This is a genomic window from Bacillus altitudinis 41KF2b (assembly GCF_000691145.1).
Classification (GTDB): Bacteria; Bacillota; Bacilli; order Bacillales; family Bacillaceae; genus Bacillus; species Bacillus altitudinis.
This window is the reverse complement of record NZ_ASJC01000001.1, coordinates 702,390-724,190: the sequence shown is the minus strand read 5'-3', so window position 1 is coordinate 724,190 and position 21,801 is coordinate 702,390. Positions and strand designations below refer to the sequence as shown.

The 21,801-nt window shown below is 39.5% G+C and carries 30 protein-coding genes; 9 read left to right on the top strand and 21 right to left on the bottom strand.

The window, feature by feature from the left end; translation table 11 throughout:
• Positions 1–402: 402 nt before the first annotated feature.
• A complete protein-coding gene (locus BA79_RS03705) occupies positions 403–816 on the bottom strand; it encodes a CoA-binding protein (protein ID WP_007499324.1) in 414 nt (137 codons plus the stop codon).
• A 155-nt stretch (positions 817–971) separates the two neighbouring features.
• Here BA79_RS03705 and plsY point away from each other — a divergent pair, with 155 nt between their 5' ends.
• Together plsY and BA79_RS03695 are read left to right on the top strand one after the other, a co-directional pair.
• Positions 972–1,553, top strand: coding sequence for a glycerol-3-phosphate 1-O-acyltransferase PlsY (gene plsY, locus BA79_RS03700; RefSeq protein ID WP_008343794.1), 582 nt, complete (start codon positions 972–974; stop codon positions 1,551–1,553).
• Between the two features lie 96 nt (positions 1,554–1,649).
• The gene (locus tag BA79_RS03695) at positions 1,650–1,937 is read left to right on the top strand and encodes a HesB/YadR/YfhF family protein (RefSeq protein WP_008343795.1); all 288 of its coding nucleotides are present in this window, start codon (positions 1,650–1,652) and stop codon (positions 1,935–1,937) included.
• Positions 1,938–1,978: 41 nt separating this feature from the next.
• Here BA79_RS03695 and BA79_RS03690 read toward each other — a convergent pair whose 3' ends face one another.
• The 7 genes from BA79_RS03690 to acnA all read right to left on the bottom strand — a co-directional run bounded on the left by BA79_RS03690 (position 1,979) and on the right by acnA (position 6,771).
• Entirely contained in the window at positions 1,979–2,287 is a 309-nt protein-coding gene (locus tag BA79_RS03690) for a hypothetical protein (RefSeq protein WP_017359578.1), read from the bottom strand.
• A 3-nt stretch (positions 2,288–2,290) separates the two neighbouring features.
• A complete protein-coding gene (locus BA79_RS03685) occupies positions 2,291–2,713 on the bottom strand; it encodes an acyl-CoA thioesterase (protein WP_008343800.1) in 423 nt (140 codons plus the stop codon).
• A 103-nt stretch (positions 2,714–2,816) separates the two neighbouring features.
• Positions 2,817–3,059, bottom strand: coding sequence for a small acid-soluble spore protein Tlp (gene tlp, locus BA79_RS03680; RefSeq protein WP_017359579.1), 243 nt, complete (start codon positions 3,057–3,059; stop codon positions 2,817–2,819).
• A gap of 15 nt (positions 3,060–3,074) precedes the next feature.
• Positions 3,075–3,218: an acid-soluble spore protein N gene (locus BA79_RS03675; RefSeq protein WP_008357830.1), complete on the bottom strand. Its 144-nt coding sequence runs from the start codon at positions 3,216–3,218 to the stop codon at positions 3,075–3,077.
• A 51-nt stretch (positions 3,219–3,269) separates the two neighbouring features.
• Positions 3,270–3,395 (bottom strand): FbpB family small basic protein, encoded by a 126-nt coding sequence (locus tag BA79_RS18850; RefSeq protein ID WP_003211002.1) that lies wholly within the window; start codon positions 3,393–3,395, stop codon positions 3,270–3,272.
• A 76-nt stretch (positions 3,396–3,471) separates the two neighbouring features.
• Positions 3,472–3,975: a TlpA family protein disulfide reductase gene (locus BA79_RS03670; protein ID WP_008343807.1), complete on the bottom strand. Its 504-nt coding sequence runs from the start codon at positions 3,973–3,975 to the stop codon at positions 3,472–3,474.
• Positions 3,976–4,041: 66 nt separating this feature from the next.
• The gene (acnA, locus tag BA79_RS03665) at positions 4,042–6,771 is read right to left on the bottom strand and encodes an aconitate hydratase AcnA (protein WP_008343808.1); all 2,730 of its coding nucleotides are present in this window, start codon (positions 6,769–6,771) and stop codon (positions 4,042–4,044) included.
• A 220-nt stretch (positions 6,772–6,991) separates the two neighbouring features.
• Between acnA and sspO the strand changes: the two genes are divergently transcribed.
• The 4 genes from sspO to BA79_RS03645 all read left to right on the top strand — a co-directional run bounded on the left by sspO (position 6,992) and on the right by BA79_RS03645 (position 8,482).
• The gene (sspO, locus tag BA79_RS03660) at positions 6,992–7,138 is read left to right on the top strand and encodes a small acid-soluble spore protein SspO (RefSeq protein WP_035700940.1); all 147 of its coding nucleotides are present in this window, start codon (positions 6,992–6,994) and stop codon (positions 7,136–7,138) included.
• Positions 7,139–7,155: 17 nt separating this feature from the next.
• Positions 7,156–7,302 (top strand): small acid-soluble spore protein P, encoded by a 147-nt coding sequence (locus BA79_RS03655; RefSeq protein WP_003211331.1) that lies wholly within the window; start codon positions 7,156–7,158, stop codon positions 7,300–7,302.
• Between the two features lie 102 nt (positions 7,303–7,404).
• Positions 7,405–7,794 carry an Hsp20/alpha crystallin family protein gene (locus BA79_RS03650; RefSeq protein ID WP_024719083.1) on the top strand — a complete coding sequence of 130 codons (390 nt, stop codon included), beginning with the start codon at positions 7,405–7,407 and terminating at the stop codon, positions 7,792–7,794.
• Positions 7,795–8,053: 259 nt separating this feature from the next.
• Positions 8,054–8,482: a DUF2621 domain-containing protein gene (locus BA79_RS03645; protein ID WP_007499335.1), complete on the top strand. Its 429-nt coding sequence runs from the start codon at positions 8,054–8,056 to the stop codon at positions 8,480–8,482.
• A 21-nt stretch (positions 8,483–8,503) separates the two neighbouring features.
• Here the strand turns inward: BA79_RS03645 and BA79_RS03640 are convergent, their stop codons facing one another.
• On the bottom strand, positions 8,504–8,986 hold the full coding sequence (locus tag BA79_RS03640) for a CcdC family protein (RefSeq protein ID WP_007499337.1): 483 nt from the start codon (positions 8,984–8,986) through the stop codon (positions 8,504–8,506).
• Between the two features lie 94 nt (positions 8,987–9,080).
• Positions 9,081–9,788: a cytochrome c biogenesis CcdA family protein gene (locus BA79_RS03635; protein WP_008343813.1), complete on the bottom strand. Its 708-nt coding sequence runs from the start codon at positions 9,786–9,788 to the stop codon at positions 9,081–9,083.
• A gap of 208 nt (positions 9,789–9,996) precedes the next feature.
• On the opposite strand from BA79_RS03635, the gene BA79_RS03630 reads away from it, so the two are divergent.
• Positions 9,997–10,170: an aspartyl-phosphate phosphatase Spo0E family protein gene (locus BA79_RS03630; RefSeq protein WP_369810454.1), complete on the top strand. Its 174-nt coding sequence runs from the start codon at positions 9,997–9,999 to the stop codon at positions 10,168–10,170.
• A gap of 268 nt (positions 10,171–10,438) precedes the next feature.
• On the opposite strand, the gene BA79_RS03625 is transcribed toward BA79_RS03630, so the two are convergent.
• The 6 genes from BA79_RS03625 to yneA all read right to left on the bottom strand — a co-directional run bounded on the left by BA79_RS03625 (position 10,439) and on the right by yneA (position 14,855).
• The gene (locus tag BA79_RS03625; RefSeq protein WP_003212379.1) at positions 10,439–10,657 is read right to left on the bottom strand and encodes a YneF family protein; all 219 of its coding nucleotides are present in this window, start codon (positions 10,655–10,657) and stop codon (positions 10,439–10,441) included.
• An 84-nt stretch (positions 10,658–10,741) separates the two neighbouring features.
• Entirely contained in the window at positions 10,742–11,188 is a 447-nt protein-coding gene (gene sirA, locus BA79_RS03620) for a sporulation inhibitor of replication protein SirA (RefSeq protein ID WP_007499339.1), read from the bottom strand.
• Positions 11,189–11,386: 198 nt separating this feature from the next.
• Positions 11,387–13,390: a transketolase gene (gene tkt / locus BA79_RS03615; protein ID WP_019744127.1), complete on the bottom strand. Its 2,004-nt coding sequence runs from the start codon at positions 13,388–13,390 to the stop codon at positions 11,387–11,389.
• Between the two features lie 188 nt (positions 13,391–13,578).
• Entirely contained in the window at positions 13,579–13,809 is a 231-nt protein-coding gene (locus tag BA79_RS03610; protein WP_008343816.1) for a DUF896 domain-containing protein, read from the bottom strand.
• 69 nt (positions 13,810–13,878) lie between these two features.
• A complete protein-coding gene (locus BA79_RS03605; RefSeq protein ID WP_019744126.1) occupies positions 13,879–14,526 on the bottom strand; it encodes a YneB family resolvase-like protein in 648 nt (215 codons plus the stop codon).
• A gap of 17 nt (positions 14,527–14,543) precedes the next feature.
• A complete protein-coding gene (gene yneA / locus BA79_RS03600) occupies positions 14,544–14,855 on the bottom strand; it encodes a cell division suppressor protein YneA (RefSeq protein WP_007499348.1) in 312 nt (103 codons plus the stop codon).
• A 159-nt stretch (positions 14,856–15,014) separates the two neighbouring features.
• Here yneA and lexA point away from each other — a divergent pair, with 159 nt between their 5' ends.
• Positions 15,015–15,635, top strand: a complete 621-nt coding sequence (gene lexA, locus BA79_RS03595; RefSeq protein ID WP_035700932.1) for a transcriptional repressor LexA — start codon at positions 15,015–15,017, stop codon at positions 15,633–15,635.
• A gap of 47 nt (positions 15,636–15,682) precedes the next feature.
• On the opposite strand, the gene BA79_RS03590 is transcribed toward lexA, so the two are convergent.
• Complete coding sequence (locus tag BA79_RS03590; protein ID WP_035700931.1) at positions 15,683–16,126, bottom strand: hypothetical protein; 444 nt, start codon at positions 16,124–16,126, stop codon at positions 15,683–15,685.
• A 297-nt stretch (positions 16,127–16,423) separates the two neighbouring features.
• Here BA79_RS03590 and BA79_RS03585 point away from each other — a divergent pair, with 297 nt between their 5' ends.
• Complete coding sequence (locus tag BA79_RS03585; protein WP_035700928.1) at positions 16,424–16,966, top strand: IseA DL-endopeptidase inhibitor family protein; 543 nt, start codon at positions 16,424–16,426, stop codon at positions 16,964–16,966.
• Positions 16,967–17,000: 34 nt separating this feature from the next.
• Here the strand turns inward: BA79_RS03585 and BA79_RS03580 are convergent, their stop codons facing one another.
• From BA79_RS03580 to BA79_RS03565, 4 genes are all read right to left on the bottom strand, one after another.
• Positions 17,001–17,849, bottom strand: coding sequence for an STAS domain-containing protein (locus BA79_RS03580; RefSeq protein ID WP_008343823.1), 849 nt, complete (start codon positions 17,847–17,849; stop codon positions 17,001–17,003).
• 143 nt (positions 17,850–17,992) lie between these two features.
• Complete coding sequence (locus BA79_RS03575) at positions 17,993–18,373, bottom strand: NucA/NucB deoxyribonuclease domain-containing protein (RefSeq protein ID WP_224559893.1); 381 nt, start codon at positions 18,371–18,373, stop codon at positions 17,993–17,995.
• A 227-nt stretch (positions 18,374–18,600) separates the two neighbouring features.
• Positions 18,601–20,595, bottom strand: coding sequence for a glycosyltransferase family 39 protein (locus BA79_RS03570; RefSeq protein WP_035700925.1), 1,995 nt, complete (start codon positions 20,593–20,595; stop codon positions 18,601–18,603).
• A gap of 146 nt (positions 20,596–20,741) precedes the next feature.
• Positions 20,742–21,650, bottom strand: coding sequence for a trypsin-like serine peptidase (locus tag BA79_RS03565; RefSeq protein ID WP_035700922.1), 909 nt, complete (start codon positions 21,648–21,650; stop codon positions 20,742–20,744).
• Positions 21,651–21,801 lie beyond the last annotated feature (151 nt).

The following is a 21,801-nucleotide window of genomic DNA, read 5'->3' as shown; positions in this document are numbered from 1 at the left end:
TTTCACTAACAAACATAACCGGCTAATCATCAATGATCTCTCTAGATTTTAATGATGATCATGCTGCTCATTACTGTCCACTTTAATAAGCTGCATCATCACCATGCATGTGTGATTCAGCGATACATGCTCTTTTGCACGGTTATGAGAATGTTCTACATTCTGCAATCAGAACTAGAAGTCCATTATAAACAAGACTGTTTCATAAGCCAAATGCAATCATATGATGGTTTTAGCAAAACAGAACAAATGTTCTAAATTTATCTTATCGCTCTTTTTCTCGATATGCAAGGTCACCGATAGGTCCCTGTCGCCTTATTTTATCGCTTTCTTCTAGAATCGCAAATATATTTCTGCAACAAAAAAGCAAAAATCCTTGAAAAACCAAGGATTTTTGACGATTTAATGAGTTTTTGTCATCGCATGAGCCACTTTGATACATAAGTCCATGATGGCGACCTTGCCATTTTCCTCAATCAGCCTTTTTGCCTCTTCATGATATACGCCTTGCTGCGCCCAAAAAACAGGTGCGTCTATTTCAAGAAATTCTTTCGCCACCTCAGGCAAAAACTCAGAACGTCTAAAGACATTGACGATATCAACAGGCTCTTTTATGTCTTTTAAAGAGGCGACCGCTTTTACCCCAAGTGCTTCATCAATCGTTGGATTGACAGGAATGATGTCATAACCGGCATCTTGCATGGCTTTTGAAACCATATAGGACGTTCGGTGCGGCTGATCTGACAAACCTACAACTGCAATTCGCTTACTGCTTTTTAATATACGCCCAATTTCTTGTTTTGAAGGATGATTCATCCAGACACTCCTTTTCTTCTATTTTAGCGAATTTCTTGTTAAAAACAAAGCTGAATTCATCGGCCATCGTTTTTTTTCAAAAAAAGATCGCCATGTTTTTCATAAGATCATGTTAAAATGTAAGACAAGAGGGAGAATATAAAGGAGTTATGCAGATGTTAATTGCTTTGATGTTTATTTTGGCTTATCTTCTCGGCAGTATTCCATCAGGTCTCATTGTCGGGAAAGCTGCAAAGGGAATCGATATCCGTGAACATGGCAGCGGGAACCTAGGTGCGACGAATGCATTCCGTACACTAGGTGTGAAAGCAGGATCCATCGTTATCACAGCTGATATTTTAAAGGGGACTCTTGCTTCGGCTTTACCGTTTTTCATGCAACTGGACATTCATCCCTTATTAGCAGGAGTTGCTGCTGTTATCGGTCACAGCTTTCCTGTCTTTGCAAAATTTAAAGGGGGAAAAGCGGTCGCTACATCAGGCGGCGTGCTGTTATTTTATGCCCCGTTCTTATTTATCACGATGATCGCTGCTTTTTTCTTATTTTTATACATTAGTAAATATGTTTCATTATCATCTATGCTGACTGGGATCTACACATTCATTTACAGCATATTCACCCAAGATCTATTTTTAATTATTGTTGTTGCTGTTCTTGCTGGCTTTGTGATCTTCAGACACATCGCCAACCTCAAACGAATTCTCAACAAAACTGAACCGAAAATCAAATGGCTTTAGCCGTTTCATCAATTTAAATATGTGGTAAAAGTAAAGAAAAGCTGTTTTTGCATCCTGCATTTAAAAACAGCATGACTTCAAAAAGGGGCGATCACATTGAAATTAACGATAAAAGATGATGCACTCAATTGGTACAAGAATGAACTGGATTTAGAAAAAGGTGATCATGTTCGCTTTTTTGTCAGATATGGCGGGTGCAGTAATGTACAAAAAGGCTTTTCTCTCGGCGTCGCAAAAGATGAACCTCAAAATGCCGGCGCAACCGCTGAAGTAGAAGGCATTACTTTCTTTGTGGAAGAAAGTGATATTTGGTATTTTGACAACCATGATCTGCATATTGATTATAACGAGTCCGTGAAAGAACCAGAATTTCATTATGAATAAACAAAAAAGATACCTCATCCCTCGGGTATCTTTTTTGTTTATCACTCAATATAAAGTCCATACTCCTGAATGTTTCCTAATGACCGCTCTTTTTGCAAAATCCGTTTTTGCGAATCACCAATGAGATCAAAATGAGGAAAACCTTCGCGAACATGGATCCATTCTTTCTTTAATCCATGCTTTTGTCCCCAAGCGATTAATTGCTCCATATCCTGACAGGCTGCCTTTGTGACAGTATTCGCATGCGGAAAACGGTCATCAAGCCAATAGTGTGTCAAAAAGGCCACATTCCCTTCCCGAACAGCTGATTTCCAAGCATGTAGATCCTTTCTTTTAATTCCAAATGCCATGAATCAAACCTGCTTCTTGGACTGTTCGTAAACGCTGTGCCATGCAGGGAAAGCTTTTCTAAATTGAATCGGTCTAAAGGTTTCTTTGTCCACACAAATATGTGAGGTGGTCCCTGTAATAGCCGTTTGTCCATCAGGTTTTTGTATTTCATAGCCATACACTGTTTTCACGCCGTTATATTCTTCTATCCATGTGTGAACTGTAGCCGTTTCACCGTACAGTAGTGGTTTCTTATATTGAACCTGAAGATCGACAACAGGTGCAAGGACACCGTCTGCCTCTAACTGGGCATAGGAAAAGCCTAATTCTTTAATTAACGCTGTTCTGCCGACTTCCATCCAAATTAAATAGTTGGCATGATACACAATGCCCATTTGATCTGTTTCTGCATAACGGACTTCTATTTCTTTTTTAGATACATACACGTTTTCATCGCTCTCCTATCAAAACCTAACGTCTCTGACATTTTACCACATTCCAATTGGTTCTTCTAAAAAGAGGCAATAAAATAAACCAGGAATCCCTGGTTTATTCAGTGTAACCGCTCTTTCTTGCTGCTTCCTCGTCCTTTATTTCAGAACGCATTGCGTCAATACTTGTTCTACGGTTTTCATTTTTTTGCTTGATCATCTGCTTTTCTTCCTCTGTTGAAAGACCCATTGCTGCTTCAGATTCATCAATATTTTCAAGTGTGTTTTCGATCATATCCTGCAGCTTCTCAACATTATCAGAACGATCATCTGGATTGGATTGATATGACTTGTCATTCATCATGCTTCCCTCCTATTATTCGCCCTTCGTCTGTATCACATCAGGCTGTTCATTCGATTTATTATGCATCTTTTTGCCTTTATTTCGTTTGTATGCTACAGGTTTTGTCCCTAAATGGTCTGGTGTAAACTGCGCTTGTTTATCATGCTCTCTACCCATCATTCATCCCTCCCTCTTCTTTAGGATGAACGAAAAAGGTCAAATCATAACTTATTTCTGTCTAAATCGCTCTTCCAACTTTTCTTCAAGCTGGTTTAAAAATTCCTCATTGCTTAATAATTCTTTTTTATTTTCAAGCACAAGTTCTTCAAAAGTACGGCGCTTTCTTCGTCTCATTTCTATCACCACCTCCACTCTGTTCATACCATTTTCGCCAAAACATTTAGAAAATAAGCAAAAAAGAGCTGAATCATTATAGATCCAGCTCTTTTTCAATTTCTTTTTTTGTGAGCATTTGATGCTTTACAGACAGGATACGCCCTTTTTCATCTAGTATGTATGTCGTCGGATATGAAAGTACCTGATATCTCGCTTGAATACCTTTTTGATCTAATAAAACAGGAAAACTGACCTTAAGTTCATCAATAAAAGATGCGACGTGATCCACACTCTTTTCAGTGTTCGTCAAATTCACCGCTAGTACCTCAACTTGGTCATTTTCACTTCTAATTGCATCTAGATCTGGCATTTCTGTTCGGCAAGGCTTACACCATGTCGCCCAAAAATTGAGAAGTACTTTTTTCCCTCGATAATCAGATAAAGATGCCGTTTTGCCATCAAGGGTTTTGAGCTCAAAATCAGGGGCTTTGTCCCCTGTTTCAAGACCGATGGCGGGTTCTTTTGGTCCGAATACATTCCATGCAAGTAAACCAATCAACACAAGTAAAACAGCGCTTGCCATTCCTTTTTTCCACATGATTGATCCTCCACTATGTTAAAAAAGAAGAGAAAGCTGTCTAATCGCCTTCTCTTCTTTGCTTTATTAGTTGCTTGCCAATTTCTCACGCAGTACCATTTGAAGGATACCACCATGACGGTAGTAGTCAATTTCGACTTCACTGTCAAAGCGAACAATTACTTCAAATGTTTTCTCGTTGCCATCTGTATCAATTGCTTTTACAGTGACAAGATCACGCGGACGAACTGTTTCATCAACATCTACTTCAAATGTTTCTGTTCCTGTTAGTCCATAAGTTTCTGCACTTTCACCGTCTTTAAACTGTAAAGGAAGTACGCCCATGAAGACAAGGTTACTTCTGTGGATACGCTCAAAGCTTTCCGCTAGAACGAATTTAATTCCAAGAAGATTTGTTCCTTTTGCAGCCCAGTCACGAGAAGAACCCATTCCGTAATCTTTACCTGCTAAGATCGCAAGACCAGTTCCATCTTCTTTATAACGCATGCATGCATCATAAATGGATGTCACTTCACCAGTTGGCCAGTACGTTGTATACCCGCCTTCTGTTCCTGGTGCGATTTGGTTCTTAATACGGATGTTTGCAAAAGTACCTCTCATCATAACATGGTGGTTACCACGGCGAGATCCGTATGAGTTAAAGTCTCTAGGCGATACGCCTCTTTCTTGCAAGTATTTACCTGCAGGTGTGTCTTTACCAATCGCTCCAGCAGGAGAAATATGGTCTGTTGTGACAGAGTCACCAAACTTCGCCACTACGCGCAATCCTTTAAGTGGTTCAACTTTACCAGGTTCAACTGATAAGTTTTCGAAGAATGGCGGGTTATCAATGTATGTGGAATTTTCATCCCATTTATACAATGCATCGTCTGTCGTTTTAATTTCATTCCAGCGGTCATTGTTGTCAAAAACAGTTTCATACTCTGAACGGAATAGCTCAGGTGTGACAGTGCTTTTCACGACGCTGTTGATTTCATCCATTGATGGCCAAATGTCATTGAAATAAACGTTCTCGCCATTTTTATCGACACCGATCGGATCTTTTGTTAAATCAATATTCACCGTACCAGCAAGTGCATAAGCCACAACTAATGGTGGAGATGCAAGGTAGTTTCCTTTTACAAGCGGGTGGATACGACCTTCGAAGTTACGGTTACCTGATAAAACAGAAGTGATCAGCAGATCATTTTCAGAGACAGCATCTTCAATTTCTTTTTCAAGCGGTCCGGAGTTTCCGATACATGTTGTACAGCCATACCCAACAATGTTAAATCCGAGGTCTCTTAAATATGGAAGAAGTCCCGAATTCACAAGGTACCCTGTTACAACTTTAGAACCCGGTGCTAGTGACGTTTTCACGTAATTTGGCACCTTCATACCGAGCTCACTTGCTTTTTTCGCAACAAGACCTGCTCCGATTAAGACGTATGGGTTCGATGTATTCGTACAGCTCGTAATCGCTGCAATCGCAATCGCACCTGTCTTCATCACAGCCTTTTCACCATTTGCTAGATCAAATTCGATTTGTTTGTCTAGCTCTGATTTTTCTAAGCCAAAACCTTGGTTACCAGCTGGGCTTTCGATGTGTTTATGGAACGTCTCTTTCATTTGAGAAAGTGGAATCAAATCTTGTGGACGTTTAGGACCAGATAAGTTTGATTCAATTTGAGAAAGATCAATTTCCACAACATCAGTAAAGATTGGCTCTTCTGCATCTGGCGTATAGAATAAGCCATTTGCGCGAGAATATTCTTCAACGATATTAATTTGCTCTTCATCACGTCCAGTAAGGCGAAGGTAAGCTAGCGCTTCTTCATCTACTGGGAAGAATCCGCAAGTTGCACCGTATTCTGGCGCCATGTTCGCAATTGTTGCACGATCTGCTAACGGCAATTGTGCAACACCAGGTCCGAAGAACTCGACGAACTTGTTAACTACGCCTTTTTCACGAAGAACTTGTGTCACTTTTAAGGCAAGGTCAGTTGCAGTCGTTCCGTTTGGAAGCTCTCCAACTAATTTAGCACCAATGACTTCTGGTACTGGGAAGTATGAAGGCTGACCGAGCATTCCAGCTTCTGCTTCGATACCGCCAACGCCCCATCCAAGTACACCGATACCGTTAATCATTGTTGTATGTGAGTCAGTACCAACTAATGTATCTGGGTAAGTGATGATCTCGCCATCTTCTTCGATTGCATGAACAACACTTGCAAGATACTCTAAGTTCACTTGGTGAACGATCCCTGTTGCAGGCGGAACAGCTTGATAATTGTTAAACGCTTTCTTTGCCCAGCTAAGGAAGTTATAACGCTCTGCGTTACGTTCGAATTCTAAATCCATGTTAATGTTTAATGCATCTTCAGTTCCAGCTTTATCGACTTGTACAGAGTGGTCAATGACCAGGTCAACTGGAATTTCAGGGTTGATTTTATCTGGGTCTCCGCCCACATCTGCCATTGCTTTTCTTAAAGAAGCAAGGTCAACGACAGCTGGCACACCCGTGAAGTCTTGTAAAATAACACGAGAAGGTTTAAATGGAACATCAATTTCTTTTACCTCGGCAGTTCCCCATTTTGCCAAGTTCTCAACGTGTTCCTTTTTGATCACTCTACCGTCTACTTGGCGAAGCACTGATTCTAACAGTACCTTAATGGAATAAGGCAATTTAGAAACATTTCCGATTCCTTGTTTCTCGAGTGCTTCTAACGAATAATAGTGATACGTTTTCCCATTTGTCGAAAACGTTTTTCTAGATTGAAAAGCGTCTTGTTTAGCGACTTGCTGCTGTTTCGACATGTCCAAAATCCCCCTTTTGATGATCAAGATCAATTTCAATTCTCAGAAAAATCGTCGCATTTCACCACAATTTTCTCACAATTTCATCTTAAAACAAATTCATACATAAGTAAATAACAATGCTTTTATTAAATTCAATAAGTTTAGCTTATCACAAGGAAATGATTACTCCTCATAAACTGAGCAGCACGGGTTCATACTAATGCTGAGGTGATAGAACATGACAAAAAGAAAAGCAAATCATGTCATTGACGACATGAACGCAGCCAAAAGCCAAGGAAATGGTGCAGGCTATATAGAAAATGATCAGCTCGTTTTAACAGAAGAACAAAAGCAAAACAATAAAAAGCGTAAAAAAAACCAATAAGAAAGGAGTGAGAAATGATGACGAACAAAAACACTGGGAAAGACATACGTCAAAACTCTCCTAAAGAGCATCAAGGCGGGCAGCCTGAGCCACTATCAGGCAGTAAAAAAGTGAAAAACCGCAACCATACAAGACAAAAGCACAATTCACATCATGATATGTAAACATTTTCTCTTAAGCCCGTGACCAAACGGGATGTTTTAGGTCTTTCACACATTTCAACTTTCATCATATGATTTATTATGAGATGTGATGGAGGAGTGTTTATGGAGAATGAAAAGCAAGTGAATTCCTCTGATTTTCTTGAAATAGATGATTGGCTGAGTGTATTAATGGACGATCCTTTTGCATGGTATGACGAACAGCTCCCAATAGATCTTTACGAAACGAGCCGTGATTATATTATTGAGATCGACCTCTCCACCCTATCGATCACTGATTTAAAACTGACCTTTTCCGGATGTGAGCTCATCCTCGCTTATTTGATTGATGAAAGAGAACAGCCGATTGAAAAAAGTGTCATGCTCCCTTTTTATTTGAATGACAAAGACATTGATACAGATTACGAAAACAGAATCATATCAATAAAAATCAAAAAAGATGCCCATCGTCAAGACGGAGCATTTTCCTTTCAAATGCCGCACTTCAAACATTAAGAGCCCACCTGTATACAGGTGGGCTCTCTTCCGTTCGTTTCAAGTCAATACCTTGTGCGAACCACCATGGCCAAATAGTAGAGTCGCTATACAATAATGTATTCCTTTTCTACTAAATGGTTTGGGTCATTCTAGTAAATGGGCGTCTCTTTATCAAAAAAGGCATTTATAGAGAAAAAACACATACATTTTTGTTATTTTCTTCTACCTTCTCTTCATGTAAAATAGAATAGAGAGAAGGGATATAGGGAGTGAGAACATGTTAAGCGGCTGGTTTTTGTGGTTCATTTTATTTTGGGGTACAGTGATGATTGGATTACTAGCAATCGGTGGCTTTTTTATGTTTCGCAAGTTTTTAAAACGATTGCCGAAAGAAGACGGGAAATCAGAGCTTGATTGGCAGGATGAATATATTCAAAAGAGCCTGCACCTATGGCGCGATGAAGACAAACAGCTATTAAATGAGCTAGTATTACCGGTTCCAGAGCTGTTTAGAGATGTCGCCAAAGAAAAAATCGCCGGCAAAATTGGCGAACTGGCACTAAAAGAACAAGCGGCCAGCATTAATTTAGACTTAATCATTCGCGGCTATATTATCGCTACACCGAAGCGGGATCATAAATTTCTACTAAAGCGCCTTCAAGAAAAAAAGATCGACCATTCACCATATGAATCTTTATTAAAATAACCTCCTTTTTAAAAAGGAGGTTTAATTTATTTGGGCCTGCTGCAGATCTAATTGTTTAGACATCTTTCTAAACGACAAATACATCGCAACCCGCCATGGGACAATCATGCCAAAGGCTAGAATCCAAAACATCCCGCTGAGCGCACCATAATCAATGGAAGAGCTTAAAATCGTCTTCATTCCGATACGAAGGACAAGAAGTCCAATGAGAATAAACACAAATGCTTTTGAACGTTTCAAATAGATTTCATTGCCTCTAATTTCAAATTTCGATGTTTTAATTAAAAAGATAGAGAAAAACATCCCTACAGTAATCGCCTCTAAAAATTCAGCTCCAGTTACTTGAAACATTGGCACAAAAAACATCAGTGCACCAGTGCTCATAAAGATAGGAGGTAATATAATTTTTTTCGCGGTTGCAGGTTTTGCAGATGATTTAATGCGAATAAACATGACGGCTACCGCCATACATACCGCCACTATAGAAGAAATTATGATCATCATATCAAATCATTCCTTTATTCTTTAAGGTCAGTCTATGTATAATATACTCCAATTGACGAAAAAAAACCATTCGCCGCGACTGTAGAAAACGATTTCAAAAGCCCGTAAATCCTCCAAATAATGATGAGAACATGATAATGATCCATGTCAGAAGATCAAAGAACAGCAAGATCCCTACTACGATCATAATAATCCCGCCAGTTTTCATGATGAGCTGCTGACGCTTTCTGATCCAAGCCATTTTTGTGATGAAAAAGGAAAGAACAAAAAATGGGATAGCAAAACCTAATACATACGCAATCATATAGGTCACAGCGGACTCTGGCTTGTTGCTGGCAAGTGTGATGACAGCTGATAAAATCGGGCCGGTACATGGTGTCCAACCAGCAGCAAAACCCATTCCGATGAGAATCGATCCAAAAAAACCGGCTGGACGATTTTTAAACTGCAACCTCTTTTCTCCCATTAAAAAAGAAGGCTGAAATACACCAAGAATCATAAAGCCAAAGAAAATAATAAGAATGGCACCAATTTGACGAATCGCATCTTGATATTCAATGAAAAACTTCCCAACAAACGATGTCCCAAATCCAATGGCAATAAAAATGAGAGAGAACCCAATTAAAAAGAATAATGTATGAAGAAGACTTCTTCTTCTCAGCATCACCTTCTCAGATTTCACTTCATCTATACTAACGCCCGTAATATAGGATAAAAAGGCTGGATAAAGTGGCAGACAGCACGGTGAGATAAAAGATAGAAACCCTGCTCCAAACGCTAAAAAGTAATTCAAATCTGACAAAAGAACACCCCCTTCTTACAATATACAATAAGAGATGACAAATTCATTTCATTTTTTTTACATCATCTCAATAAAGATGGTCTAATCTCTTAAAACCTTATATAATTTAATTTGACATCAAGATACCAAACCCTTTAAATTTGAAAATAAACCTTAAAATGGATATAATAGAATCGATTCTTTTTATCAAGATTTGCATGAAAGGAACATGACTTTGGTAAAAACATCATTATTAACTCAAATTGAAGAAAAAAGAGAAGAGCTGATGAAAGTTGTCTTGCATAATGGGATGACATCAACAGTGACCATCGAACATAGCCAGCAGCTAGATCATCTCCTCTTACAATATCAACGACACTTACACTCAAACTCAGCCAACTAATGATATCTCAAGATAGAAACAAATGCCGCACGATTTTAGAAAAGTTGATATGTGTGACAATAAAAGAAACGAAAACCTCTGCTCACAGGGGTTTTTTGTTTTGTCTTTAACGGACGGTTCACGGCAAAATAAAAACCACTTTCCCTGCTTTATTCATGCAAGTACAGTGGTTTTATGCGTCTGATGAAGGTGACTTCAATAAAGAAAGGACATCGCTTGTCCAATCTTTAGGGACCATGTTCCATCTATGATCATAATAACGTACGTATTATTTCGCTTGGTTGTTCATGGCTTTCATCATTTGATTGATTTTCTTTTGGGACGGTTTCATGCCCATTTGCATCATCATCATTCGAAGCATTTGTTCATTAATTGGTGGATTCTTTTTCAAGTAGCTCATCATATACTTACGAGCAATAAAGAATCCGAGTGCAACTCCTGCAAGCAGTGCAACAACGCCTACAAGGATGACAACCCATAAATCCATAATTCTTCCTCCTTCATGTTGTCTCGTATAAAGTGTACTAAACAAAAGGCTATTATACAACATTTCACGTTCAATTTTATTTTTTTAAACAAAATTCCTCACTTTTACCGGATTGAGCCACCCGTGCTTCTTTGATCCAAAGTCCATAGCCAGGAAACAAGGACTAATTTTTCTGAGTACTTCAAAAAACACCGCTTCTGCCTCATAACTGCCTGTGGCAGACATTTGAATGTAACGGTCTTTTATAATGAATGCGGCTGTGCCTTTTCCATCTGGCAGCGATGCACTGTATATTGAGCCTATTTGTGTATAGTGAATGTTGGTTAAATTGTTCATTAAACGCTGGTGCATATGAAAAGCAGGGATTCGTTTCGTTACATAATCCACTTGCTTAACAAGCATGACTAATTCGTCATCACTGCGGTTCGTCCAGTGTAACGATTCAAACAAATGAAACAAAATAGATTCTCTACCAAAATAATGATGAGCAAACTCATCCTCAATCCAATAAATATAATAATGGCGTTCCATGTCTATCCCTTCCTTTCACATTTCGTCAATCTCGCTTATTGCTTGTATTATACAAAAATGTGAAAGAAAGAATTGTCTATATATGAAGCAAGAAGAAACTAGTTTTGTCAAAAAAACAAGAAAAAAGAAAAAAGTTTGCAGAGCATAGTGAAAAGCTCTGCAAACCGACTGCAAAAAAGCATGATGCTTGGAGACTGATTATTTATTCAGCTTTGCTTTTACGCGGCTCACCACGTTGCTGACAGTGAAACCGTATTTTTCAATAATGGTTTCGCCTGGTGCAGAAGCGCCAAATTTATCAATCGCAATCACATCGCCATCAAGGCCAGTGTAACGTTCCCAGCCAAGTGAAGCACCCATTTCGATTGCAACACGTGCTCTCACTGCTTTAGGAAGAACGGACTCTTTGTATTCGTCTGACTGCTCATCAAAGCGATCCCATGCAGGTAAGCTCACGACAGAAACGCGAATGCCTTCTTTTTCAAGTGCTTTTTGCGCTTCAATGGCTAAACCTACTTCAGATCCTGAAGCAAGTAGAAGAGCTTCTGGCTGTGCATCAGCTGCTTCAACGACGACATATCCACCTTTTTCTACGCCTTCATACGCCTTCTCTGGTGATTGATCAATCGTTGGAAGGTTTTGACGAGTAAGAACAAGCGCTGTCGGTTTATTCGTTGAAGATACAGCAATTTTCCATGCTGCAGCTGTTTCGTTTCCATCAGCTGGACGAATAACAGAAAGGTTAGGCATCGCACGTAATGAAGCGAGCTGTTCAACTGGCTCATGCGTTGGTCCATCTTCCCCAACCGCAATGCTGTCATGCGTAAATACATAAGTGACAGGAAGTCCCATTAATGCAGCAAGACGAATGGCAGGTCTTAAGTAGTCTGAGAAAACAAAGAATGTTCCACCGAATACACGAAGTCCGCCGTGAAGTGCCATACCGTTTAATGCTGCACCCATTGCGAATTCTCTCACACCAAACCAAATGTTTCTGCCAGCATAATTCTCTCTACCAAAGTCACTTGTATCTTTGATTGTTGTTTTATTTGATCCAGCAAGGTCAGCAGACCCACCAATAAAGAATGGTACTTGCTTTGCAATGCCATTTAATACTTCTCCAGAAGAAGCACGAGAGGCAAGGCTTGAACCTGCTTCATAAACAGGAACTTCTTGATCCCAATTCTCAGGAAGTTTTCCTTCAATCGCAAGCTTCAGCTGAGCTGCCAGTTCTGGATATTCTTTTTCATATTGCTCAAACAGTTCATTCCACGCTGATTCTTTTTTCTGTCCAGCGTCTTTAACAGCAGTTTTGAAATGATCGTACACTTCAGAAGGTACATGGAAATCTTCTTCAAACGTCCAAGAATAAGCTTCCTTCGTTAGCTTCGCTTCCTCACTGCCAAGCGGTGCACCGTGCACCCCAGACGTTCCCGCACGGTTTGGTGAACCGAAACCGATTGTCGTCTTCACTTCAATAAGTGTAGGTTTGTCTGTACTTTGTTTGGCTTTTTCAATGGCAGCCGTCACTTCTTCAATGTTATTGCCGTCTTTTACATAAAGAACTTCCCAATTCATCGCTTCAAAACGATTCTTCACATTTTCAGAGAAAGAACGATCAAGGTCGCCATCTAAAGAAATGTCGTTTGAATCATAAAGAACAATTAAACGGCCTAAGCCTAAATGACCAGCAAGTGAAGCAGCTTCAGAGGAAATGCCCTCCATTAAGTCTCCATCTCCGCAAATGCTGTATGTATAGTGATCCACAACATTAAAATTGTCTTTGTTATACGTTTCTGCAAGATGTCTTTCTGCAAGTGCCATTCCAACAGCCATCGCAATCCCTTGTCCTAAAGGACCTGTTGTCGCATCTACGCCCTCTGTATGTCCAAACTCAGGATGTCCAGGTGTTTTGCTTCCCCATTGGCGGAATTGTTTTAAATCTTCGATGCTCAGATTGTATCCGCTTAAATGAAGCATGCTATATAAAAGCATAGAGCCATGTCCCGCAGATAACACAAAACGGTCTCTGTTAAACCAATTTGGATTTTGCGGACTTACGTTTAAGTGATTCGTCCATAAAGCGTATGCCATTGGTGCAGCGCCCATCGGCATTCCAGGGTGACCGGAATTCGCTTTTTCAATTGCGTCTATGGAGAGAGTACGTATTGTTGCAATAGATTTCAATTCAATCGTTTCCATATAAATCCCCTTCCGTATCTTGTGTACACCATTATCATAAATCTACTGTCCTTTTTTCACAACTATTTCACGCCGAAAAAGAAGGATTTTGTCACATTTAGTTTATCGATCACCTAAAAACTTATGCAAATATGAAAAAAGATGAGAATATTCCTCCCATCTTTTCAAAAATAAAGAAATGATGACCTTTAATGAAGATTCTGGTCTCTTTCTCTTTTTAATTTTTCTGGTGTGACATCGTTTCCTTCTGGATCGACGATTTTCACGGTTTTGAGTGTATTTTTCATAGAAGAACGAAAAGCCTTTAAATATTCCTCTCTTAATTGCTTCTGTTCTGTTTTCTCAGCGTCCGACAAACCGGCCTCTTTCGACTTTTTTGAAAGCTCATTGATTCTTGCAAGCTGTTCTTTAGAAATCATGACAAACTCCTTTAAAACATTTTCTCTACATACTACTAAATATCAGTCATTTTTACAACAAATCACGCTTTAAGTCGCAAGCCCTTTTTCATATTCTTGGTACCTTCTATGGACGGTTGCTTTTGAAATGTCAAAACCAAGTGCCTGCAATGTCACTGCAATTTCAGCGAATGTCATGTTGTTTTTTCTTAATCGAACAATTTCAGAAATCGGTACTTCAATACGTTCGCGGCCAGGCGCCTGTTCTTGGTGTTTTAAATTCAGTTCGGGTTGATACCCTCGCTCAACAGCTTTTTTCATCCCACGCTTAATTTTCAAATTATGAATTTTCCGCTGATACTCTTCTACAACGCCTACAATTTCAATGACCATCTCGTCTGCTTCTGAAAGCTCAAGCTCTCCTCTATGAAATACGCTGTACACCTTGACTTTTTCTTTAAACAGACAATGAAGAAGAGCGATTTTCGCCTGCCCTCTTCCAAGGCGTGTCTCATCTTGAATGAGAACAGCATCGATTTCTTCCTCTTTCAGCGCAGCCAGCATGTCAAAAACACCGTCACGATCAAGATCGTATCCACTCGCTTTTTCTTTAATCACTTTGACTACATTCATCTTGTGCGCTGCGGCTAAAGCAAGCAGTTCTTCTTCTTGTCTTGTAAGCGAGGTTTCTTGCTCTTCTTTGGCAGTACTTACTCTCGCATAAATGATTGCATTCATGTCTTCAATCGACCTTTCTACTGTACTGTTGCAAGTTGATATACGACTGGATGCTCTTTTTTAACTGGAATGACAAGGATATCTCCAGGCTGGATGTCAGTTGAAGCGAGATCATTGTGTTCAGTTACCCAGTCAATAAAAGCATTTTTATCGATTGATTTACTGTCGTTTACTTGGTCAGCTAATCCCCAAAGAGTATCACCTGATTGAACCTCTATTTTAACATATTGATTTGGATCATTATGGCTAGTGACTGCAATAAGTGAGAGAAATATGCCAACGATGAATGAGAATAGCCCAATAAAAATAATAGATTCCTTTAACCTCATAATGTCATCTCTCCTAATAGAATGTGTGTTCGTTCTTTCTGTCACTCATTATAAATACGAACAAACGTTTCTGTCAAACGTTTTTTTCGAACCTATGTTTGTACTGTTAGGAAAAACATGCTATAATTTCTTTAAAATTGACGTTTTGAGGTGCAAAAGATGACGAAGCTATCAAAAAGACAACTCGATATCCTGAAATTCATAAAAGAAGAAGTAAAAAGCAAGGGTTATCCCCCATCCGTTCGTGAAATTGGCGAAGCTGTCGGTCTAGCATCAAGTTCAACTGTCCATGGACATTTAGCTAGACTAGAAACGAAAGGTTTAATTAGAAGAGACCCAACAAAACCTAGAGCGATCGAAGTACTAGATGAAGAGGAAATGAATATTCCAAAGAGCACTGTAATGAATGTTCCAGTCATCGGAAAAGTCACAGCAGGCTTGCCTATCACGGCTGTTGAGAATGTAGAAGAATATTTCCCACTTCCAGAAACTTTTGCAGCGCCAGATGAACAAGTATTTATGCTTGAAATTATGGGAGAAAGTATGATCGATGCAGGTATTTTGGACAAAGACTACGTTATTGTGCGTCAGCAAAGCACTGCCAACAATGGAGATATCGTGGTGGCTATGACAGAAGAAGATGAAGCAACAGTGAAACGTTTTTATAAGGAAGATACACACTTTAGATTACAGCCCGAGAATCCATCAATGGAACCGATTATTTTACAGAATGTGAGTATACTAGGTAAAGTGATTGGCGTATTTAGAAATATTCATTAAAAAAAGCCGGTATTTCATCAACTGCTGATGAGAGCCGGCTTTTTCTTTTATGAACAAGAATATGCAAGAATACTAGAGCTTGGGAACGAGCCAAATGTAAAGTTCGGCCATATGAAACCCGTTGTACGGCCAAAAGGCTGCGAGGAAAGAACATACATGAGAAATACTTGACCGTTTCTAAGGAACACAATGGTCCACCTTCTATTACATCCAGCTGCAAATTGAACCGTTTGCTGGCTTCCGCCTACACTCTGCCCTGCAATGAGCGGCTGCATACTTTGAGGCTGAGAGACTGCTTGTTGATATTGCGAGATGATATGCTGCGGCGGGGCTGGCGGGACCGATTGTCCTCCTGCACCTTGCCCTTGCCCAGTCCCTCCGAATGGCAAGCCGGGAAATCCTCCAACTTGAGAAATAGGAAACGCCGGCATGCTTTGTACCTGCCGATCGTACAAGTACCCATTCCACGTACCTTCATATGGATAATACATACTAAACACCACTTTCTTAGACATTCATCACGACAGTATATGTCATACATAAAAAAAGAGTGTTGAGGAGACAAATAGAAATCTTTCCAAAAGACGTTTTATTCTTCTTTAGAACGGTTAAATACCAATGAGGAAGAAAAAAAATAAAAAAATGAAAACTTTTTGTCTCCCTCAAACGTTATATATGTAGAAAGAAAAGAAATAAAAAACATTTAGATTTAATACTTGTAATATCTCTGTAACTATTGTAACATTTGTAACATAAGAAGTTTTCATTGAGAAAAGGAGGCAATCGCCTTGAAAAAATTATTTGTTTTATTAACCGCTATTATGCTTATGATCTCATTACAAACAACAACACTGGCCGCTTCCAAAAAATCAGCCGCTTTGACAAATAAAGAAGCGTTACATATTGCCCTTGATGCAAGAGAACACTTTTGGAGTGCGATGTCAGGCTACAACATTAAAGAGCATTCAGATTACAAATTAAAATCATTTACTTATAAAGATATGACTTACAACTACCTGTCTAAAACATTTGACACAAAGAAAAAACTAAACAGCTATCTATCTCAAGTTTTCACAAAAGATGCCATTACTCACGGTTTAAAAGACTATCAGTTCATCGTTCATAAAGGAAAAATGGCTGTGCCAGTTGGTGACGGAGACAATATGCTTAATTGGGATAAGGCAACACCTAAACTCGTCTCTAAGAAAAATACAATCCGCACATACGAATTCACAGTCCCAACACTTGATGGACGCAAAGTAAAACGTACTGTCACTTTCGAGAAAGTACAAAAGGATTGGAAAGTAACAAAAATTGACGCTGTGATCTAAATAAAAAACCAGGCCGTTTACTAGGCCTGGTTTTTTATATTGGTGAAAATTCAGTCATACGATCTAAAGCGTGAGCAAGTGATGAAGCCGTTTGAAATTCATTAAAAGGAAGTCCAAGCTGTACAGCCGTTTGAGCAATTTCTGGTCTAATACCTGAAATGGTCGTATCAACCCCGATTAACCGAAGTGACGTGACAAGATCAAAGATTTGATGTGCTACCATCGTATCAATGATGACGACACCCGATAAATCAATACATAAATGTTGAACACCTTTTTGCGAACACTGTTTTAATGTATTTTCTAAGATAATCTTTGCTCGCGCAGTGTCAATATCTCCAACTAAAGGCAATAAGGCAACATGACTTTTTAACACAATGACTGGGGAACTCAACTCATAAATCATGTCTCTTTGCGCAACGAGTTTTTTGGTGGTATTTTTCACATATTGCTGAATAAAGACATGAATTGAAATGTTAAATGCCTCAGATATCAAATCATACCAATAAAATATTCGGTCAATGTCAATATCACCTTGATGCTGTTTTATAAACTCTTTTAAGTAATGAAGAACCACTCTTTGATTGGACATATATTCTCTCACGACGTAATCTAATGGCGTGTTCAAGTGCTTCGGATCACTTGCTAAGTCTTCAGACCATTTTTTAAATTTCGTATGTAAATACGTCTTGTCTTCAATAAGTGCGCGTATAAAATGCTGATAATAATCTTGATTTTGCCGTTTTAGCTCTGCTATGATGCTGGAATCTGTTGAACGATAAATGGATTCTGGATCATCATCCTCAATTGATTCATACCATGTTTCAGTCAGTTTCTCTGCATGTTGCATGAAAAAATCGTATAATGCACGGTTCTTTTCCATAAGCATATGTCCCTTCACATTTTCTACTTGTCAGTCTTTGTACCTGATGGATTGATTGTACCATTGAATCTTTTGTACCTGCTAGCTCGAATACGCTCCTGTTGAACAAAAAGAGCCCCTCTCAAGGAGCCTCTTGTCTATGTTTATTTGACAATAAATAAAATTCGTTTCCCGTCAGGATACCCGCTGATTTGATGCCCGACCCATGAACCAGCGCCTCTATTATCTGATGGACTTACATATTGAACGCTCGCCCCCTTTCCTCCTTCAAGACACACCGCCATCGGCCATTCATCCCGGTCAAAACCAGGTTTTGTGGGAATTCCTTTTAATGATTCTTGCCTGCGGGCATCTGCCCCATTTCGGTCAATGGTACACACGTCTGAGTGCCCTTTTCGAATAGCTTCTTGAATATGACTGCCTGTTTCAGGATACCGTTCCTTAGGAAATTGAATCACATGATCATAACGATCTGCTCCTTTTGCGGAACGATCCTCTCCAAAACCACCTAATAACGCACCCATCCAAATGACAAAACAAAGAACGACAGCAGCGATCCAGCCTTTTCTCATCTTCAAAAGCTCGTGACCTCCTCATACTTTTGATGAAATGATGTTGACTTGAAGGGAATGAGTCATTTTTAATGTATGAGTGGCTGAGTGATGACATGTGAAAAACATGAGCTGAATCTTCCTGGATACTGATCCATAAGAAAAAACGAATGATCTCTTCATCATTCGCCTTGTTCTACTTAAGATATTTCATCTACTCTATATAATGTTTCGTTTTGTGAAGACATCTCGGATGGCATCCCCTCTTCAGCTGATGTGGATCGTTTATATTCTTCAGATGAGATGACTGTACCATGTGATTTAATCCAGCTAACCAATTTGCTGTTAGCTGATGACTGATTGTCTGGTAATAAAAAGTATTTCACCTTTCCTTGTTGAATAAGTGCTTTTAATTTGTTGACATTCAAAATAGGATCTGTCCCATTAAAACCGCCTAAAGCCATGACATTCTCATCTTCGTCAATGATATATGGCGCTGCGGTAACAGTCGTAAGCGTTGCAAATAAATACGTTTCACCTGTTTGATGAGCCTTTAAATAAGTGAGTAAGCCTTGATCGACACTAGATGTAAACATGTTCCCACCTCGTGAACTAGCCAGCTGTACACCTGCCTCTGGAAGAACAGCATTTCCACCATATATGATTGGGGTGGCGGACCAAAAACCTGGAAACAGTAACAGCGTTGTCAAAGCAGTGATGAGCAGTCGTTTCATGATCAATTGTTTTTCTCTGTACATCAGCAATAGGATAGCGATACTTGTTCCCGCAATGGCAATGGCATACATCCAAATACTACTGAGTTGAGTCGTATAGTTACTCAAAATATACCCTTGGAAGATGGCTGTAACAGCGATTGCTGCTGGAAGCAAATACGCAGATACTCCTTTGTTTGCCTTAAATAACTCTCCCATCTTCTTAGCTCCTATGCCGCATAGTGCTGCAATAGGCGGGGCAAGCATAATGAGATAGTAATGGTGAAAGAAACCCGCAATACTAAAGAATCCGGCAGCAGGAATCAGCCATGCTGTCCAAAACATCGTTTGTTTCCATTCATTTAATTGTGCTTTTCTCTCATTCCACCAGCTGATGATCATCCCTAAAAGCCCAAACAAAGCAAACGGCAGCATCCAACTGATTTGACCTGACAATGCAGATTGAAATAAACGAAATATACCGGGATTCCCAGTGCCATACATATTCATACTTTGTTGACCTACAGCACTTCCAGGCGGAGAACCACCATCTGGACCATGTTGAGGTGGCATCATTTGATTTTGGGATGGCGGCGGCTGATTTCTGTTTGACTGATCCTCTGACGAATCGCCTAATCCAGAATTGTCTGGCATCACCATACCTGCTTGCTGGTTCATGTCACCAAAGGATTTCCCTGTCGTCTGACCAAGTAGCCGTTCCGTGCTGTTATACCCAAAGGCAAGTTCTAACACTGAATTTGTTTGGCTGCTTCCCACATAAGGGCGCTCACTTTCAGCTGTCATATCTACAGCAACTGCCCACGATAGAGATAAGCAGGCTAATACAACGATCGAGCATAAGAGAGAGAAAATTTTCTTTTTTAACGGTACGCGAGCAGCAATAAAATAGTAGAAAATAAATGCTGGAACGACCATAAACGCTTGCAGCATCTTCATATTAAATCCTACCGCTATCAAAGCAAAGGCAATAAGAAGCCAGCGCATCTTTCCGCTTTTTACAGCACGCATCAAGAAATACGTACCCGCAAGTAATGTGAAGACGAGCATACTGTCGATATTGTTTGTTCTGCTCACAGCTGCGGCAATTGGCGTGAGAGCCATAACGGCCGCTGACACCCTTGCAGCACCTTGACCGAAAGCCGGTTTTATCATGAGATAAAGAAGAAGAACAGACCCCACTCCAGCAAGTGCCTGCGGCAATATCACACTCCATGTATGAAAGCCAAAAATAAGTGCACTGATGGTTTGAATCCATAAAACGACGGGTGGTTTATCAATTGATACGAATCCAGCTGCATCAAATGAGGCATAAAAAAAGTGATGGAAGCTTTTGGACATACTTTTGACTGCAGCTAAATAATATTGATTGGCACTGTCATTCTGCCAAATTTGATAAGTGTAGAGAAAAGCTGCAATCAATAAAATCAACAACAATATCATATCTATTTTTTTATTTTTCACTCATATCTCTTCTTTCTTTTTCATTTATTTCATTCAGCATAGCTTGTAAATATGAAATAGTGATGAACAAAAAAAGAAACTTTTCTGCATTTGACGATAAAAAAAGCCTGTCCCCTGTAAAGGAAACAAGCTGAATGCCCTATTTTTTATTGCGCCTTCGCATAGTTGATAAATTCAACAAAAGCAGCAGTCGCTTTTGGTCCGCCGTTGATCGTTCCGTTTGAATAACCCGCATTATGGACCCCGACGATTTGTTGGTTCTGATCTAGCATCGCAGAGCCAGAGTTTCCGCTAAATGTATCGATCGTATAGTATGCGAGATTCGTATCTTCTCTCGTGACTGGACCTGACATTTCCCATTGTGACACTTTGCCAGTCGATCTCATTTTATCACCTGGATATCCAGAAATTTTAATCGTTGTACCTGTTAGATTTGTCACTTGACGAATAGAGCGGTAGCCGACCGTATTTCCAATGTTCGTATCTGTTTTAATGACGGCAAAATCATATTGACTCGCCCCCGTGTTGATATATCCGCTTGGTACATAGAATTCGGTCATGTTTGCTGAGCCGTTCACAGCCGTGCTGTCATTCATGCCTGGGTAGACAGACCCTTTTGCACTATAGCTTCTTGTGACTGTATTGTAGACGCAGTGTCCGTTTGTTAATATTTTGTTTGGAGCAATGAGTGTTCCAGTGCAGCTAGAACCGCCAAATGTAATATAAGCAATAGAATTATAGGGTGCTACTCTTGTATTCGTCACTTTTGTTCTACCATCGTCTCCAATGACTACTTTTGTTTGAAAGTCTTTTAAATATTTTGTGAGTGGTTTTACTTTTTCGCCAATAGTAGAAGAGAGATCATCCACTTTGTCAAAGGATGAGGGGGTTTTCGTATCGTTGTGGAAGTCAGCTGAAGAAATCACCTTTCCGTCAGAAGTCACCATGTCATAATCAGACGTAAGTACTGAATCAGATGCTGCATGGGCAAAACTAGGCACACTTAAAGCACCAAAAACGAGTAGAGAAGGGATTAATTTTTTCACCTTTTTCATCATATTCCTCCTTTATGTCCTATATCAAAAATGATACGATTGTTTCATATTGGAGTAAATGAGAGAATATTCTTATTTTTTACAAAATATTTCATTTGTAAATTAGGTGTTTCGTATCTTCCAAATATTTATTCTAGCGATCTCTCTATGA

Coding starts and splice junctions, on each gene's coding strand:
- BA79_RS03670 (WP_008343807.1), bottom strand. CDS start 3,975: ATGTGGAAAAAAGGAATGGCAAGCGCTGTTTTACTTGTGTTGATTGGT.
- BA79_RS03590 (WP_035700931.1), bottom strand. CDS start 16,126: ATGTATTATCCATATGAAGGTACGTGGAATGGGTACTTGTACGATCGG.
- sspO (WP_035700940.1), top strand. CDS start 6,992: ATGACAAAAAGAAAAGCAAATCATGTCATTGACGACATGAACGCAGCC.
- BA79_RS03575 (WP_224559893.1), bottom strand. CDS start 18,373: ATGGGTGCGTTATTAGGTGGTTTTGGAGAGGATCGTTCCGCAAAAGGA.
- BA79_RS18850 (WP_003211002.1), bottom strand. CDS start 3,395: ATGAGACGAAGAAAGCGCCGTACTTTTGAAGAACTTGTGCTTGAAAAT.
- BA79_RS03640 (WP_007499337.1), bottom strand. CDS start 8,986: ATGATGATCATAATTTCTTCTATAGTGGCGGTATGTATGGCGGTAGCC.
- BA79_RS03610 (WP_008343816.1), bottom strand. CDS start 13,809: ATGATTTCTAAAGAACAGCTTGCAAGAATCAATGAGCTTTCAAAAAAG.
- BA79_RS03655 (WP_003211331.1), top strand. CDS start 7,156: ATGACGAACAAAAACACTGGGAAAGACATACGTCAAAACTCTCCTAAA.
- BA79_RS03630 (WP_369810454.1), top strand. CDS start 9,997: ATGACTTTGGTAAAAACATCATTATTAACTCAAATTGAAGAAAAAAGA.
- tkt (WP_019744127.1), bottom strand. CDS start 13,390: ATGGAAACGATTGAATTGAAATCTATTGCAACAATACGTACTCTCTCC.
- yneA (WP_007499348.1), bottom strand. CDS start 14,855: ATGAGGTTAAAGGAATCTATTATTTTTATTGGGCTATTCTCATTCATC.
- BA79_RS03605 (WP_019744126.1), bottom strand. CDS start 14,526: ATGAATGCAATCATTTATGCGAGAGTAAGTACTGCCAAAGAAGAGCAA.
- BA79_RS03645 (WP_007499335.1), top strand. CDS start 8,054: ATGTTAAGCGGCTGGTTTTTGTGGTTCATTTTATTTTGGGGTACAGTG.
- tlp (WP_017359579.1), bottom strand. CDS start 3,059: ATGAATGACAAGTCATATCAATCCAATCCAGATGATCGTTCTGATAAT.
- BA79_RS03690 (WP_017359578.1), bottom strand. CDS start 2,287: ATGGCATTTGGAATTAAAAGAAAGGATCTACATGCTTGGAAATCAGCT.
- sirA (WP_007499339.1), bottom strand. CDS start 11,188: ATGGAACGCCATTATTATATTTATTGGATTGAGGATGAGTTTGCTCAT.
- BA79_RS03650 (WP_024719083.1), top strand. CDS start 7,405: ATGGAGAATGAAAAGCAAGTGAATTCCTCTGATTTTCTTGAAATAGAT.
- plsY (WP_008343794.1), top strand. CDS start 972: ATGTTAATTGCTTTGATGTTTATTTTGGCTTATCTTCTCGGCAGTATT.
- BA79_RS03580 (WP_008343823.1), bottom strand. CDS start 17,849: ATGGAAAAGAACCGTGCATTATACGATTTTTTCATGCAACATGCAGAG.
- BA79_RS03565 (WP_035700922.1), bottom strand. CDS start 21,650: ATGAAAAAGGTGAAAAAATTAATCCCTTCTCTACTCGTTTTTGGTGCT.
- BA79_RS03625 (WP_003212379.1), bottom strand. CDS start 10,657: ATGGATTTATGGGTTGTCATCCTTGTAGGCGTTGTTGCACTGCTTGCA.
- lexA (WP_035700932.1), top strand. CDS start 15,015: ATGACGAAGCTATCAAAAAGACAACTCGATATCCTGAAATTCATAAAA.
- acnA (WP_008343808.1), bottom strand. CDS start 6,771: ATGTCGAAACAGCAGCAAGTCGCTAAACAAGACGCTTTTCAATCTAGA.
- BA79_RS03705 (WP_007499324.1), bottom strand. CDS start 816: ATGAATCATCCTTCAAAACAAGAAATTGGGCGTATATTAAAAAGCAGT.
- BA79_RS03675 (WP_008357830.1), bottom strand. CDS start 3,218: ATGGGTAGAGAGCATGATAAACAAGCGCAGTTTACACCAGACCATTTA.